Consider the following 15,161-nt stretch of genomic DNA (forward strand, 5'->3'; position numbering starts at 1 on the left):
CCTCTTCGCGAGCAGGCTCGCTCCCACAGTGGATTGTGGTGAGCGCAGAATTTGTGATCGACGCTAACTCTGTGGGAGCGAGCCTGCTCGCGAAGGCGTGCTGTCAGACGGCAAAATTTTCCAGCGAACACACCTCGTCATCCACCGCATCAATCGCCTTGATCTGCTCAATCATCGCCTCGGCCAGCGGCGACAACCGATACCCCGCCCGACTGACAATCCCATAGCGGGTGTACAGCTCTTCCAGATCATCCGCCAGACCCTCGATCCGCAAACACACCAGCTCACCCTTGGCTTGATGCAGCGCGTCGGAATACGCCCCGACAATGCCGATCGCATCCGAACGCAGCACCACGCTGAGCAGGCTGGAACTGTTTTCGCATTCCACATTCGGCGTGAAATCCGGGCGACCGCTGAGGTCGACGATGACCTTGCGCAAGTTCGGCGGACGAATGCTCACTGCCAGTGGATAGCTCATCAGTTGCTCGGCTGAGACTCGTTCAAATGCCGTCAGCGGATGCCCGGCACGGCAACAGAAATGCCATTTGCGCGGCCGCAAGCGATACGTCAGGTAATCCGGATCGGCCTCGAAGTGTCGAGTGTCGGCAACGAAGAATTCGAACTCCTCGCTGAGCAGGCGTTTGCTCAGGCTCTGCCAGTCATCGACCTGAAATTGCACCCGCGCTTTCGGGTAACGGCCGATGAACGCTCCGATCGCGCGCGGGATCAATCCGGCCGCCGGCGCCGGGCCGCAACCGAAGCGCAGTTCGCCAGCCTCCAGGCCATTGAACTGGCTGATCTCGTTGGCCATCTGCTGCGCACCGCTGACCAGTCGCCGGGCATGTTCGAGCAACACCTGGCCTTGCTTGGTCGGTGGCAGTTCCTTGCGCCCGCGATCGATCAACTGACAGCCAACGCTGTGTTCCAGCGCCTGAATGCTGCGGCTGAACGCCGACTGCGACAGGTTCACCGCCTGCGCGCCGGCTACGAAACTGCGTTGTTCGGCGAGGGCGATGAAGTGTCGAAGTTGGCGCAAGTCGATATGCATTTTTCACATAAAAAATATCCGGGAAATGCATTGGATATGCATTAGGTCGACTCCTTATAAAGGCAATCTCTTATGCAGTAAATATTTGTAAATCCATAAATAAATAACTTAAAAGAATATGCAGCGCTGAAGATGTCTGTGTGTTTTTTGACTAGGAGCCGCGCCATGAGTCCGTTGAACCTTGCGTCACCCTTAACGCCACGACGGCTCAAACGCCTGCCTCTGGCCCTGTTGCTGGCGGGGAGTGCCAGCTGGACTCACAGCTACGCCGCCGACGCCGAAACCCCGGCGCCAGTCCCCGCCGGCAAACCGGCGGCCAACAGCTCGCAGCTGGAAACCGTGACCGTGACTACCCGCCGACGTGAAGAAAGCTCGCAGGATGTGCCGACGCCGATGAGCGTGGTCAGCGGCCAGACGCTGGAGACGCAGAGGGTCTATCGGATTCAGGATTTGCAGCAACTGGTGCCAAGCGTCAACGTCGCCTACATGCACGCGCGCCAGTCCAGCGTGTCGATTCGCGGCCTGGGCAACAACCCGGCCAGCGACGGCCTGGAAGGCAGTGTCGGTCTGTACATCGACAACGTGTATCTGGGCCGTCCGGGGATGGCGGTGTTCGACCTGATGGACATCGAACAACTCGAAGTCCTGCGCGGGCCGCAGGGCACGCTGTTCGGCAAGAACACCACCGCCGGGGTGATCAACATCAGCACCCGCGCACCGACGTTCACCCCTGAGCGCAGCATCGAAACCTCGTTCGGCGAGGACGGTTATTTCCAGACCAAGGGCACCATTTCCGGGCCGATCAACGATGAACTGGCCGGACGTTTTTCGGCCTATCGCACCCGCAGCGATGGCGACATCAAGAACGAATACAACGGCCATGAGCTGAACGGTGGCTCGCGCGATGGCTTCCGCGCGCAGTTGCTGTTCAAGCCCAACGAAGATTTCAATCTGCGCTGGATCGGCGATTACAACGAAGAGGACTCCAGCGCCGGCACCCGCGTGCTGTACAACACCGGGCCGACCATCAATGGCGTCAACCTCTATCAATCGCGGGCCAATGCGGCCGGTGCGACGCTAGTCAACGGCTCGCACCGCAAGGTCAATCTGGACAACGACCAGCACGTCACCGTGCATCAGGGTGGCACGTCGGTGGAGGCCAACTGGACGCTGCCGAGCGATTTCACCCTGACCTCGATCAGCTCCTATCGCTTCTGGAATTTCACCCCGGCCAACGACGACGGTCTCAACGTTGCGGCGACCTACAACGCCGGGGTTTCGGTCGAAGACAAACAGTACTCGCAGGAATTCCGCCTGGCCTCGCCCAAGGGCGAGTTCTTCGATTACGTGGTGGGCGCGTACTACTTCGGCTCGGATCTGGACAACAAATCCTTCGCCTATTACGGCCCGCAGGCCGACATCTGGAACGGCACGCCACGCGGTGCGCTGGCCAACGTCGGCAGCGTCGGCAACGGCCACATCAAGACCGACAGTTTCGCCCTGTTCGCCCAAGGCACCTGGCACCTCACTGAGCGCCTGGACTTCACCGCCGGGGTGCGCGGCACCTATGAAGAGAAGAACGCCTGGGTCACTCGCGATGCGCCGGTCGGTGGCGCCACGGTCACCGGCGCAGCGGCCACGGCACGACGCGGACGCACCGGCGCCTACGACTCCGGCGATCTCAATCAGTACAGCTCCAGCCCGTCCGGATTGCTCAACCTCAGCTATCGCATCACCGATGATCTGCTCGGCTATGCCACGCTGTCTCACGGGGAAAAATCCGGTGGGGTGAACCTTGCGGTGGGGTCTGCTCCAACCGCTGGCGCCGATTCGCTGCTGATCGGCACCGAGCGCGCCAACAACGCCGAACTCGGTTTCAAAAGCACCCTGTGGGATCGGCGTCTGCAGCTCAACGCCAACGTTTTCTGGACTCAGGTCAACGCCTACCAGACCAACGCCTACGACGACGTCAACCGCGTGCAATACCTGACCAACGCCGGCTCGGTGCGCTCGCGCGGCGTCGAATTCGAAAGCACGGTGATCCCGTTGCGCGGCCTTACCCTGAACTTCAACGGCTCGTACAACGACGTCAGCTACCTCTCGTATAAAGATGCGCCATGCCCGCCGGAAGTCAGCCAGGCACCGGGCGCACCGGCGTCCTGCGACCTCAGCGGGCACCAGGTGGTCGGCGCGTCGAAATGGATCGGCAACGCCAACGGCGAATACAAATGGAATCTGGCCAACGGCTTCGAACCCTACGTCACCGCCAGCTACGCGTTCCGCTCGAAAGCGGTGGGCACGGTCGAGGATTCCGACTACGGGCAGATCCCGAGTTATGCGGTGGTCAACCTGTCCACCGGTCTGCGTGGCGATTTCAATCAGGGCCAGTGGGACGTTTCGCTGTGGCTGAAAAACGCCTTCGACAAGACCTACTACACGACCCTGTGGACCGGCGGCAACGGCGGTTATGAAGGCCTGCTCGGCACGCCGCGCACCCTCGGCGTTACCGGTCGCTACGACTTCTGATCTGTCATTCAAGGAGCTGCATCATGTTGCCAGGCAAAACCGCCTTAGCCCTGTTGTTATCCAGCGCGGCATTAAGCAACGGGGCGTTCGCCGCCCCCAGCGTGTACCCGACCGGCGTCACCCGTTACGACCCGGACAAGGCGTTCAATCAGTACGTGATTTTCAGTGGAGCCGACAAGCAGACGCACCTGATCGACATGAACGGCAACGAAGTCAAGAACTGGCCGCAAGCGGGTTTTCCCTCGGCGATCATCGACCCGCAACTGGTCGGCGGCGAGCGCGGGCATGTGCTGCTGCAACTGAGCGACAAGGACCCGGGCAAGCTCGGTTCGGCCGGCAACGGTCTGGGCAATCAGAGTGTCGGCGAGCTGGACTGGAACGGCAAAGTGGTCTGGCAGTGGGGCGACAAGGCGCCCGGCGGTGCGGCGCAACAGCATCATGATCAGCGCCGGTTAAGCAACGGCAACACCGTGGTGCTGGCGAACAAGGTGCACCAGGTCAAAGGCTTCAAAGTGCCCGAGGTGATCGACGATGCGATCTATGAAGTCAGCCCCGACGGGCAGGTGAAATGGCAGTGGCTGGCCTCGGAACACCTCGACGAATTCGGCTTCACCCCGGAGCAATTGAAACTGGTGCGCGCCAGCGGCAACCCGGATTACCTGCACATCAACAACCTCAGCGTGGTCGGGCCGAACAAGTGGTTCGATGCCGGCGACAAACGCTTCAATCCGGATAACCTGTTGCTCGATTCACGCAACGCCAATTTCATCGCGATCATCGACAAACACAGCGGCAAAGTGGTCTGGCGCCTCGGCCCGAACCTGCCGCTGATCAACCCGAAAACCGCACAGAAACTGCCGCGTCCGGTGGATCAATTTGTCGGCCAGCACGACGCGCACATCATCCCGGCCGGGCTGCCCGGCGCGGGCAACTTGCTGGTGTTCGACAACCAGGGTTCGGCGGGGTATCCGAACGTCACCCTCGGGCTGATTTCCGGCTCGCGAGTGCTGGAAATCGACCCGCAGAAAAATGAAATCGTCTGGCAGTACAGCGCGGCGAATTCGAAGCAGCCGGGGTGGGCGTTCTATAGCTCGTTCATCAGCAGCGCGCGACGTTTGCCCAACGGCAATACGCTGATCGACGAAGGCATGAACGGGCGCTTTTTCCAGGTCACGGCCAGCGGCGAAAATGTCTGGGAATACGTCAGCCCGTTTCTGGGCAAGGCGCCGGGCAGTGACGCGATCAGCAACTGGGTCTATCGCGCGTTGCCTGTGAGTTACGACTGGGTGCCGGCGGGCACGCCGCGTTCGGAAACAGCCGTCATTGCCCCGGCATCGGCGGCGCAGCAGACCAGCGCAAGTCGTTAGTTGAAATGGAATTAATGCTCGAATGAATGGCGATAAGTTATGTGAGAGATGAATAGTGCTTATTGCAATTTCGTTGAAAAGTCGCGTGGACAATAAGTGAATGGCCAACCATCCTGAGGGTCGTGAGTTTCCAGGAGGGAACTTGCTCTCATCGGAAGACACTTATTCAACGATAAAGGAAATCACGTTATGTCGAGCATTAATGGAACTTATGTAAACGCTAACGCTGGCGCCAAACTGACGATTACCGATGGCAACGACTCCAACGGCACCTTCAGCGGCAAGTTCAGTCAGAACGGCGTGAACTACGACATCGCTTACGGGCATTACCATTTCCAGAACAGCACCGGGCAGCCTACGATCATCACCTTCGCGGCTCTGAATGACGGCACCGGTTATCAATCCTGGACGCTGTTCTCGCCGGATCACAACTACTCAAAAGTTCGTGCGGTGGGTTCGCGTAACAACTTTGATGGTGATGTTGTTGGCCTGGCTGGAGAGTTTGTTAAACAGTAATTTTGTGTCACAAAAAAGCCGTCATGCTATTGAGCCTGGCGGCTTTTTTCTTACATGAAATAAGTCATTTTCATGTTGGTTGCGCTTCCTATGGATGACAGCGTTTGCTGGCGTCTGATTCTAAGCTCGAGGTGAACTCAATCATTCGAGCAGGACGCTTACATGCAAAATGCGCTTTATTCCAACACCTTCGATGGGCCCTCTCTGACCATTGTCGATTCCGATGACCGCACCGGGGTCTTCGCCGGCACGTTGCATTACCAAGGCATCAACTACGGCATCGTCAATGGCCGTTATGCCAGCCTCAACGGCTACCAGCCGCCAACCGTGGTCACGCTGATTGCCAATAACCAGGATCACGGTTATTTCGCCCTGACCCTGTTCTCGCCAAGTCGCGGCACTCATGAACTGCAAGGGCACTGCGTGCGCGTTACCTATGACGGCGTGGTCAGCAGCCTGCCGGGCGACTTCGTTCGCCATGCATGAGGCGCAGCCAGCGCCAGGTTTCTCTCTCAAACACCAAGCAAGGATGCTGCACATGTCCACGATCAACGGCGTTTATCGTCATGAACCCTCAGATACAACCTTGACCTTGACCGAGGGCGATGACCGCACCGGCAGCTTCACCGGAACCCTGTCACGGTCCGGCACCGATTATCCGATCGCATTTGGCAATTTCCATTTCAGGCATGGTTTTTCAACAGGCCCGGTCGCCATCTCTTTCAATATGCTGACGGCCGATGGCAAGGGGCAAGCCTGGGTGATGTTCTCGCCCGATCAGGCCTACACACGCTTGCGGGCTCTGGGCAGCGCGGCGGACATGATGGGCAACATCGGGTTGAATGGCCTGGAATTCATCCGGCAACACCGCTGAAGAAGTGCGAAATGAGCGTGTTTCGCATGCCTTAGCCGAATATTTTTCATGCTTGAAAAGCATTGTAAATTCAGCCCTCGGCGCCAGGCCTTGCAGGCCGTGGCTTCGCGACAATCCAAGAAAATTCATATTCGTAAAAAATCTAAATACATCGATAAAAGTTACTTTCGGAGATAAGCGATTGCTCCAATGATTCACCCAACGACCGGTCGCCCGGGGGATGTTTGCGGCGACCGGTCGGGTACTTCGCAAAGAGACCGCAGGGAGTGAATCAATGGGCAATGTCCAGACCGCCGCGAGCGCACAGGAATTGCTGTGGCGTCAGACGCCGAGTGGCGAATTGGTCGATCTCGGCCGGCCGCATCGTGTGCCGCTGGGGCAGCTGCGTTTGCAGCGTGCGCCCAAGGGCATTCTGAGCCGCCGTGAAACCATTCTGCTCGGCGTGCTGGCGCTGTTGGTGCACGGTGCGGTGATCTACTGGATCAACCAGCATCCGACGCCGGCGTTGCCGATCGTGCCGCCGGAAATTCCACCGATGACCATCGAGTTTTCGCGGCCGGCGCCACCCGCGCCACCAGTGGTCGAACCACCGCCACCGGCACCGGTCGTTGAGCCGCCGCCGCCGGTTGAAGACGAGTTGGCGGTGAAGCCGCCGCCACCCAAACCGATTCCCAAGCCCAAGCCGAAACCGGTGGCCAAACCGGTGCCGAAACCGGCACCGAAAGCAGTCGAACAGCCTCCGGCGCCGCCACAACCGGCCGCTCCGGTCGCGGCCCCGGCACCACCCGCGCCACCGGCTCCCGCGCCAGTGACCCCGGCCTCGGCGAACGCGGCGTATCTGAAGAACCCGGCGCCGGAATATCCATCGCTGGCCCAGCGTCGCGGCTGGGAAGGCACCGTGATGCTAAGGGTGCACGTGTTGGCCAATGGCAAACCGGGCGAGATCCAGATTCAGAAAAGCAGTGGTCGGCAACAGCTCGACGATGCGGCACTCAACGCCGTCAAACAGTGGAGCTTCGTGCCGGCCAAGCAGGGTGATGTCGCCCAGGACGGCTGGGTCAGCGTGCCCATCGATTTCAAGATTCATTAAACCGAAACCTATTCGCGCTAAATGTTTACACGAGGGAACACATCATGACGTTACTGGCCTCTCCACTGGAATCCATCGAAAGTGCGGTGATCTGGCTGCTGGTGGTTTTTTCCGTTGCCACCTGGGGACTGGCGCTGCTCAAGGCTGTGCAGTTCGGTCGTCTGAAGGCGCAGGATCGCAAGTTTCATAAACGTTTCTGGGCGGCGTCGAGTCTGGATTCCGCCGCTGAGTTGAGCGAAACCCAGCCTGGTGCTGCGGCACGAGTCGCTCAGGCCGGTTACGCGGCGATCCAGGTGGGTGAGGCGCCACAGGCCAATGACTTGAGCCAGGCGATCAACCATCAGGATCGCCTCGAACGTGCCTTGCGCCAGCAGATCGTCCGCGAACGCCGTTCGCTGGAAACCGGTCTGGCGGTGGTCGCGAGTATTGGCAGCACCTCGCCGTTCATCGGCCTGTTCGGCACGGTGTGGGGAATCATGGAAGCGCTCAAAGGCATCAGCGCGGCAGGCTCGGCGAGCCTGGAAACAGTTGCCGGTCCGATCGGTGCGGCACTGGTTGCCACCGGAGTGGGGATCGCGGTCGCAGTGCCGGCGGTGCTGGTTTACAACTACTTTTTGCGGCGTCTGAAACTGACGGCGGCGGACCTGGATGACTTCGCCCACGACTTCTACAGCCTGGCGCAAAAGAGCTCGTTTCGCGTGCTGATCCACCCGACGGCGCACAAGGTCGCGGCACCGGGCAACGCGACAAAAGTGAAGGAGGCGTCCTGATATGGCCTTCTCCACGCAAGACAGCGACGAGGTGCTGAGCGAGATCAACGTGACACCGCTGGTGGACGTGATGCTGGTGCTGCTGGTGGTGTTTATCGTCACCGCGCCGCTGCTGACCAATGCGATCCCGATCAACCTGCCGAAAACCGAAGCGGTGGCGCCGGTCGAGCAAAAAGATCCGCTGGTGGTGAGCATCGACGGCGCCGGCAAACTGTTTATCAACAAGGATGAAATTCAGCCGGACTTGCTGGAATTCAACCTCAAGTCGGCCAAGGCAAAAGACCCGGAAGTGCGCGTGCAATTGCAGGCCGACGACGGGGTGAACTACGGCGAAGTGGCGCGGGCCATGGCTTCGATCGAGCGGGCGGGGATTACCAAATTGTCGGTGATCACTGCGCGGTAACCAGATTTTCGTTTTTCCGGGGCCGTCTCCTTGGCAGGGTGCGGCCCTTTTTTTATCCCGGTTTTAACCCACACCCAATACCTGTAGGAGCTGCCGAAGGCTCGGGCCGCGATCGGACGATCTTTTGATTTTGCTTTTAAGAACAAGATCAAAAGATCGCAGCCTTCGGCAGCTCCTACAAAAGGCAACTTATATTCTTTATAGGTCTTAATAAATAGCTTCTTATTCCTTAACGAATATAAATCCCGTCCCTATACTCGATCAGGAACAGACACGACGCAGGAGAGCTCCCCATGCGCAACGAATCAATCCGCTACCTGATTGTGCCGGGCTGGCAAGGATCGCCAGAAGATCATTGGCAAACCCACTGGCAGAACAGTCTGCCCAACAGCGCACGCGTGGAGCAGGCCGACTGGCTGACGCCGCGCCGTGAAGACTGGGTGGCGGCGCTGGCCGAAGCGATTGCTGCCGACAGCACGCCGGTGATCCTGATTGCTCACAGCCTGGGTTGCATCACCGTTGCACATTGGGCGGCTACCGCGCCCGTGCAATACCTGCGTCAGGTGCGCGGCGCGTTGCTGGTCGCACCGGCCGATGTCGAGCGTCCGGCCTGCGCGCCGGCACTGCGCAATTTCGCGCCGATCCCGACCGACCTGCTGCCGTTCCCCAGCCAGGTGGTCAGTTCCGACAACGACGCCGCCGTCAGCGCCCCGCGCGCCCTCGAGCTGGCGCGCAACTGGGGCGCCGAGGCGGGGATTCTTGCCGGTGCCGGGCACATCAACGTCAAGTCCGGGCATCAGCGTTGGGAGCAGGGTTTCGCTTATCTGTATCGCCTGCAAAACCGTATGGAACACCACGCCCGGCGTCGCGCTTGAACCTTTTTCTTTTTTGAACGCCCCCGTCTGCCGGCGGTTCTGGGCGGGAGTATGCCATGAGTTTCGAAACGTTCGGTCAGCCGTTGCTGACCTTTCCCGATGCGGAAAAAAGTCCCCTGAGCATTCGCGCCAAGGCGCTGGTGTTCGTCGATCCCCGCTCCCGCCAGTTGCGCGAGGAGCTGGAGCACCTGGCGCCGCGAGCCATTTCGGTGTTGATTCGTGGCGAGACCGGCACCGGTAAAGAGCTGCTCGCGCGCCATATCCATCGTGCCAGTGATCGCAGCGGCCTGTTCGTCTCGGTCAATTGCGGTGCGATCAGTCCTACCTACGCCGATGCCGAGCTGTTCGGTTATGCCGCCGGCAGTTACACCGGTTCGGCGAGCAGTCGCGCCGGCTGGTTCGGTTCGGCCAACGGCGGCACCTTGTATCTGGACGAAATCGGCGATCTGCCGTTGCCGATCCAGGTCAAACTGCTCGCCGCCCTGGAAAACCACGAGGTCACCCGCGTCGGCGCACATCAGCCAAGCCCGGTGGATGTGCGGCTGGTGGCGGCAACCAGCATTGATCTGGCACAGGCGGTGGACGCGGGGAAATTTCACGAACGGCTCTATCACTACCTCAGCGAAGGTCAGCTGGAATTGCCGGCCCTGCGCGAGCGGATTGGCGACATCCTGTCGCTGGCGGAGTATTTCCTCGGCATCTACAGCCAGCGCCTGGATCTGCCGGTGCCGTTGATCAGCGAAGCGGCGCAGCACCTGTTGGAGCGCCACAGCTGGCCGGGCAACACCCGCGAGCTGGAAAACGTCATTCACTTTGCGCTGCTGGTCAGCACCGGTGACGAAATTCTCCCGGAGCACCTGAACCTGCCCGAAGTGTCTGGGCCGCAGCTTCAGATCGAACGACTGGTAGCACAAATCAATATCGGCGGTAGCGTCGACGAACGTAAGGCTTTGAAAGATCTGCTGATTGGTTTGAGCCAGCAGTTGTAGCCGTTTGCTTCTGTATGAACGAAATGGAATATCAAAGTGAATAAACGTTATTGTGCGGGAATAAAAAATCCCGGTATTGTCCGCTTCACGCCAGAGATAGCACTTCACTGGCACTCGTATTAATAGCCGTCGCCATTCGCGACCGTGATTCTCGATAAGGACACTGCATGAAAAAGGTTCTGTTGTTTACCGCATTGGCGGCTGCTCTGACTGCTTCCCTGGCCCAGGCCGGCGAGAAACTGGTGGTGGCGGCGACTCCGGTGCCGCACGCGGAAATTCTCGAGCTGATCAAACCGACCCTGGCCAAAGAAGGCGTGGATCTGGAAATCAAGGTCTTCACCGACTACGTGCAGCCGAACGTGCAGGTTGGCGAGAAGCGTCTGGATGCCAACTACTTCCAGACCAAGCCTTACCTGGACAGCTTCAACGCCGGCAAATACAAGGACGACAAGTCCAAGTACCTGGTGACCGTGCAAGGCGTCCACGTTGAACCGTTCGGTGGCTACTCGAGCAAGTACAAGAAACTGGCTGATCTGCCAGACGGCGCGACCATCGCCATCCCTAACGAAGGCAGCAACAGCGGCCGCGCACTGATCCTGCTGCAGAAGGCTGGCCTGATCGAGCTGAAAGATCCGAAAAACGCCCTGGCGACCCCGAAAGACATCGCCAAGAACCCGCACAACTTCAAGTTCAAGGAACTGGAATCGGCCCTGCTGCCACGTGTGCTGAAGGAAGTTGATCTGGACATGATCAACACCAACTACGCGCTGGAAGCCAAGCTGAACCCGACCAAGGATGCGCTGGTGATCGAAGGCGCTGATTCGCCTTACGTGAACTTCCTCGTGGCCCGTGAGGACAACAAGAACAGCGACGCCATCAAGAAACTGGCCGCTGCGCTGACCAGCCCGGAAGTCAAAGCGTTCATCGAGAAGAAGTACAACGGCGCGGTATTGCCGGCGTTCTGATCCGACGCGTGAACCACCCCTTCAAGGTATGAAAACGCCGATGGCCAGTGATGGTCATCGGCGTTTTTGTGCGTGCTCGCTTTGTGGGATCGACATTCCTGTGGCGAGGGAGCTTGCTCCCGCTGGAGGCCGAAGGACTTCCAATGGCGGGCCCGGTTTGCGACTGCTGCGAAGCCGAGCGGGAGCAAGCTCCCTCGCCACAAGATCTAAAGCCAGAAGCAAAAGATCGCAGCCTGCGGCAGCTCCTGCAGGGGAATGCGATTCCCTGTAGGAGCTGCCGCAGGCTGCGATCTTTTGATTTTGATGTGTGTAGCTCAGGCCACCTGAGCCTTCAACGCCCGTCTCAACGCCACGAGCAATTTCACGATGTCCTGCGGATCCAGTCGCTGCGGCACTTTTACGTCCATGTTGTCTTCCTTGTAATGGTTTGGCCGGGGGAGTCTGGCCAAAAGCTGTTCGTCCTTGGAGGGCTTTCATGCAAAAAAGATCCTTCCTACAGCGCAAGGGAAAATAGCCTTCTTATTCCTTCCCGGCAAACCCACAGGATAGTTTTTTGCGTGATATCAATATGCTTTAACGGTATTTAAATTCTTGTTTTTATACCTATAAAGTCAGCGCCTGCCGGACAGTTACCCGCTGTCCATGGACTGCATGACCGTCGCTTACCGAGCGACGTCCAGGATGCTTCATGACTTTCGATTACGCATTTATCCTCAGTACCCTGCCGGCCTTTCTCAAGGCTGTGGGCGTGACGCTGCAAGTCGGGTTCATCGCCATTGGCACGTCGCTGCTGGTGGCGCTGCTCAATGCAACGATCCTGGTGTTCCGCACACCGTACCTGCAAAAACTGGTGGGCCTGTATGTGGAGTTGGCGCGCAACACGCCGCTGCTGATTCAACTGTTCTTCGTCTACTTCGCCTTGCCGGCGCTAGGAATCAAGGTTTCCGGATTCACCGCGGCGATTATCACCATGACTTTTCTCGGCGGCGCCTACCTCACCGAAGTGCTGCGCGCCGGGGTCGATGCGGTACCGCAGGCGCAATTGGAATCGGGCCGCTCCATTGGTCTGTCCCACGGTCAGTTGCTGCGCTACGTGATCCTGCCGCAAGCGGGGATTCTCAGCCTGCCGTCGCTGTTCGCCAATTTCATTTTCCTGCTCAAGGAAACCACCGTGGTCTCGGCGGTGGCCGTGCCGGAAATCCTCTACACCACCAAAAGCTACATCGCGCTCTATTACAAAACCTACGAAATGCTCGCCGTGCTGACGCTGATCTGCGTGCTGTTGTTCTTGCCGCTGTCGCTGTTGCTCAGCCGTCTGGAAAGGAGGCTCCAGCATGGCCAGTTCGGGTCTTGAACTGCTCTGGGTGTCGTTGCCGCAATTGGCAAAAGGCGCCGGGCAAACGCTGTCGATCTCGTTTCTGAGCATCGCCATCAGCACCATTGGCGGGGTGCTCTACGGCGTATTGCGCACGCTCAACGTGACGTGGCTGAACGCGATCCTGCGGATCTATCTGGAACTGTTCCGGGCGATTCCGGTGCTGGTCTGGCTGTACCTGCTGTTTTTCGGCTTGCCGATTTTCTTCGGACTGAGCCTGCCGAGCTTCTGGTGCGCGGTGCTGGTGCTGTCGCTGTGGGGCGCCAGCGAGGTCGGCGAAGTGGCGCGCGGTGCGTTGCATTCTTTGCCGCGCGGGCAGCGTGAGGCAGGGCTGTCGATCGGTCTCAATGCGGCGCAACTCTATGGCTACGTGTTGCTGCCGCAAGCGCTGAAACGCATGACGCCGCCGACCATCAACGTCTACACGCGAATCATCAAGACCAGCTCGCTGGCGGTGCTGATTGGCGTGGTCGATGTGATCAAGGTCGGCCAGCAGATCATCGAGCGCACCTACGAATCAGTGCTGATCTACGGCGCGCTGTTTCTGTTTTTCTTTTTCATCTGCTACCCGCTGTCGGCCGCCTCGCGCGTGCTGGAGCGGCGCTGGACGCAAGCATGAGCGCATTGATCGAGTTTCACGGATTCAACAAATTCTACGGCGAGCAGCAGGTGCTCAAGGGCATCGACCTGCAAGTGCGCAGCGGCGAAGTGATCGTCATCCTCGGCCCCAGCGGTTGCGGCAAAAGCACCTTGCTGCGCTGCCTCAACGGCCTGGAAAGCGCGCACAGCGGCAGCCTGAAATTTGCCGGGCGCGAGCTGCTGGACAAGGCCACCGACTGGCGCGAGATCCGCCAGCAGATCGGCATGGTGTTCCAGAGTTATCACCTGTTCCCGCACATGAGCGTGCTCGACAATTTGCTGCTCGGCCCGCTCAAGGTGCAAAAGCGCCAGCGCCGTGAAGCGCAGCAGCAAGCCGAAGCCTTGCTCGAACGGGTGGGCCTGGCGGACAAGCGCGACGCCTTTCCGCGCCAGCTCTCCGGCGGCCAGCAGCAACGCATCGCCATCGTTCGCTCGTTGTGCATGAACCCACGGGTCATGCTTTTCGATGAAGTCACCGCCGCCCTCGACCCGGAGATGGTCAAGGAAGTGCTGCAAGTGATTCAGGGCCTGGCCCGCGAGGGCATGACCCTGCTGATCGTCACCCATGAAATGGCCTTCGCCCGAGCGGTGGCCGACCGCATCGTGTTCATGGATGCCGGACGCATCCTTGAACAGAACCCGCCCGAGATTTTCTTTACGAACCCGCAAACCGCACGCGCGCAGCAGTTTCTGGAGAAGTTCTCCTTCGTTGCAACACTGCCTCAAACGAATCCGACAAAGGAACTGGAACCGCTATGAAAACTGCCGCTTTTTTACTGCCTCTGCTCAGCCTTGCCTTGCTTGCCGGTTGCAGCAAAACCGAAGAACCACCGAAGCCGAAAGTAGCCAGCGCAAGCGCCGCGCCAGCCGGTTACCTGGACAAGATCAAGGCCCGCGACAAACTGATTGTCGGTGTATTCACTGACAAGCCACCGTTCGGTTTCGTCGATGAGGCCGGGCGCTACGTCGGCTTCGACACCGACATCGGCCGGCGCTTTGCCAAGGATCTGCTGGGCGATGAGAACAAGGTCGAGTTCGTGGCCGTGGAACCGGCGAGCCGCATTCCGTTCCTGCAGAGCGACAAGGTCGACCTGATCCTCGCCAACATGACCGTGACCCCGGAGCGCAAGGAAGCGGTGGAGTTCACCAACCCGAACCTCAAGGTCGCGGTGCAGGCGCTGGTTCCGCAAAGCAGCGCGGTAAAAAATCTGGATGACCTGGCAACTCGCACCACCATCGTTACCACCGGCACGACCGCCGACATCTGGCTGACCAAGAATCATCCGGACTGGAAACTGCTGAAGTTCGAGAAAAACTCCGAGTCGTTGCAGGCCCTGGCCAACGGTCGCGGCGATGCCTACGCGCAGGATAATCTGGTGCTGTTCAGTTGGGCCAAGCAGAACCCGGGCTACCGCGTGCTGGAGGAAAAACTCGGCGCCGAAGCACCGATTGCCCCGGCGGTGAAGAAGGGCAACGTCGAGCTGCGTGACTGGGTGAATACCGAGCTGACCAAGTTGGGTGAGGAGAAGTATCTGCTCAAGCTGTACGACCAATATGTGCGTAAAGAGCTGAGCGATGACACCAAGCCTGAAAGCGTGATTGTCGAGGGTGGCAAGTGGCAGGGTTGATTGGCCGATAAATCTGCGCTGACCTGAAGGCCCTCTTCGCGAGCAGGCTCGCTCCCACAGGGGTACGCATTCCAACTGTGGGAGCGAGCCTGCTCG

General features: G+C 59.3%; 16 protein-coding genes. 15 read left to right on the forward strand and 1 reads right to left on the reverse strand.

The window, feature by feature from the left end; genetic code table 11:
• Positions 1-103 precede the first annotated feature (103 nt).
• Complete coding sequence (locus LOY52_RS01065) at positions 104-1,048, reverse strand: LysR family transcriptional regulator (protein WP_258677814.1); 945 nt, start codon at positions 1,046-1,048, stop codon at positions 104-106.
• A gap of 165 nt (positions 1,049-1,213) precedes the next feature.
• Between LOY52_RS01065 and LOY52_RS01070 the strand changes: the two genes are divergently transcribed.
• From LOY52_RS01070 to LOY52_RS01140, 15 genes are all read left to right on the forward strand, one after another.
• On the forward strand, positions 1,214-3,574 hold the full coding sequence (locus LOY52_RS01070) for a TonB-dependent receptor (RefSeq protein WP_258677815.1): 2,361 nt from the start codon (positions 1,214-1,216) through the stop codon (positions 3,572-3,574).
• A 23-nt stretch (positions 3,575-3,597) separates the two neighbouring features.
• Positions 3,598-4,941, forward strand: a complete 1,344-nt coding sequence (locus LOY52_RS01075) for an aryl-sulfate sulfotransferase (protein ID WP_258677816.1) — start codon at positions 3,598-3,600, stop codon at positions 4,939-4,941.
• Between the two features lie 189 nt (positions 4,942-5,130).
• A complete protein-coding gene (locus LOY52_RS01080; RefSeq protein ID WP_258677817.1) occupies positions 5,131-5,457 on the forward strand; it encodes a hypothetical protein in 327 nt (108 codons plus the stop codon).
• A 162-nt stretch (positions 5,458-5,619) separates the two neighbouring features.
• A complete protein-coding gene (locus LOY52_RS01085) occupies positions 5,620-5,943 on the forward strand; it encodes a hypothetical protein (RefSeq protein ID WP_258677818.1) in 324 nt (107 codons plus the stop codon).
• Between the two features lie 52 nt (positions 5,944-5,995).
• Complete coding sequence (locus LOY52_RS01090; protein ID WP_258677819.1) at positions 5,996-6,331, forward strand: hypothetical protein; 336 nt, start codon at positions 5,996-5,998, stop codon at positions 6,329-6,331.
• A 274-nt stretch (positions 6,332-6,605) separates the two neighbouring features.
• Entirely contained in the window at positions 6,606-7,421 is an 816-nt protein-coding gene (locus LOY52_RS01095) for an energy transducer TonB (protein WP_096797441.1), read from the forward strand.
• A 44-nt stretch (positions 7,422-7,465) separates the two neighbouring features.
• Complete coding sequence (locus LOY52_RS01100; RefSeq protein ID WP_027611170.1) at positions 7,466-8,191, forward strand: MotA/TolQ/ExbB proton channel family protein; 726 nt, start codon at positions 7,466-7,468, stop codon at positions 8,189-8,191.
• A 1-nt stretch (position 8,192) separates the two neighbouring features.
• Positions 8,193-8,594, forward strand: coding sequence for a biopolymer transporter ExbD (locus LOY52_RS01105; protein WP_003220570.1), 402 nt, complete (start codon positions 8,193-8,195; stop codon positions 8,592-8,594).
• Positions 8,595-8,887: 293 nt separating this feature from the next.
• On the forward strand, positions 8,888-9,469 hold the full coding sequence (locus tag LOY52_RS01110) for an alpha/beta hydrolase (protein ID WP_003220572.1): 582 nt from the start codon (positions 8,888-8,890) through the stop codon (positions 9,467-9,469).
• A 56-nt stretch (positions 9,470-9,525) separates the two neighbouring features.
• The gene (locus LOY52_RS01115) at positions 9,526-10,458 is read left to right on the forward strand and encodes a sigma 54-interacting transcriptional regulator (RefSeq protein WP_258677826.1); all 933 of its coding nucleotides are present in this window, start codon (positions 9,526-9,528) and stop codon (positions 10,456-10,458) included.
• 167 nt (positions 10,459-10,625) lie between these two features.
• Positions 10,626-11,423, forward strand: coding sequence for a MetQ/NlpA family ABC transporter substrate-binding protein (locus LOY52_RS01120; RefSeq protein ID WP_027611172.1), 798 nt, complete (start codon positions 10,626-10,628; stop codon positions 11,421-11,423).
• A 688-nt stretch (positions 11,424-12,111) separates the two neighbouring features.
• Entirely contained in the window at positions 12,112-12,777 is a 666-nt protein-coding gene (locus LOY52_RS01125; RefSeq protein ID WP_123375646.1) for an amino acid ABC transporter permease, read from the forward strand.
• Entirely contained in the window at positions 12,758-13,417 is a 660-nt protein-coding gene (locus LOY52_RS01130; protein WP_024011159.1) for an amino acid ABC transporter permease, read from the forward strand. The genes LOY52_RS01125 and LOY52_RS01130 overlap by 20 nt, the downstream gene beginning before the upstream one ends.
• Entirely contained in the window at positions 13,414-14,196 is a 783-nt protein-coding gene (locus tag LOY52_RS01135; RefSeq protein WP_258677831.1) for an amino acid ABC transporter ATP-binding protein, read from the forward strand. Before LOY52_RS01130 ends, LOY52_RS01135 begins: the two co-directional genes overlap by 4 nt.
• Entirely contained in the window at positions 14,193-15,065 is an 873-nt protein-coding gene (locus tag LOY52_RS01140) for a transporter substrate-binding domain-containing protein (RefSeq protein ID WP_258677833.1), read from the forward strand. The genes LOY52_RS01135 and LOY52_RS01140 overlap by 4 nt, the downstream gene beginning before the upstream one ends.
• The last annotated feature ends 96 nt before the right edge of the window (positions 15,066-15,161 follow it).

Source organism: Pseudomonas sp. B21-051, from assembly GCF_024748795.1.
In the GTDB taxonomy this organism is placed as follows: domain Bacteria; phylum Pseudomonadota; class Gammaproteobacteria; order Pseudomonadales; family Pseudomonadaceae; genus Aquipseudomonas; species Aquipseudomonas putida_A.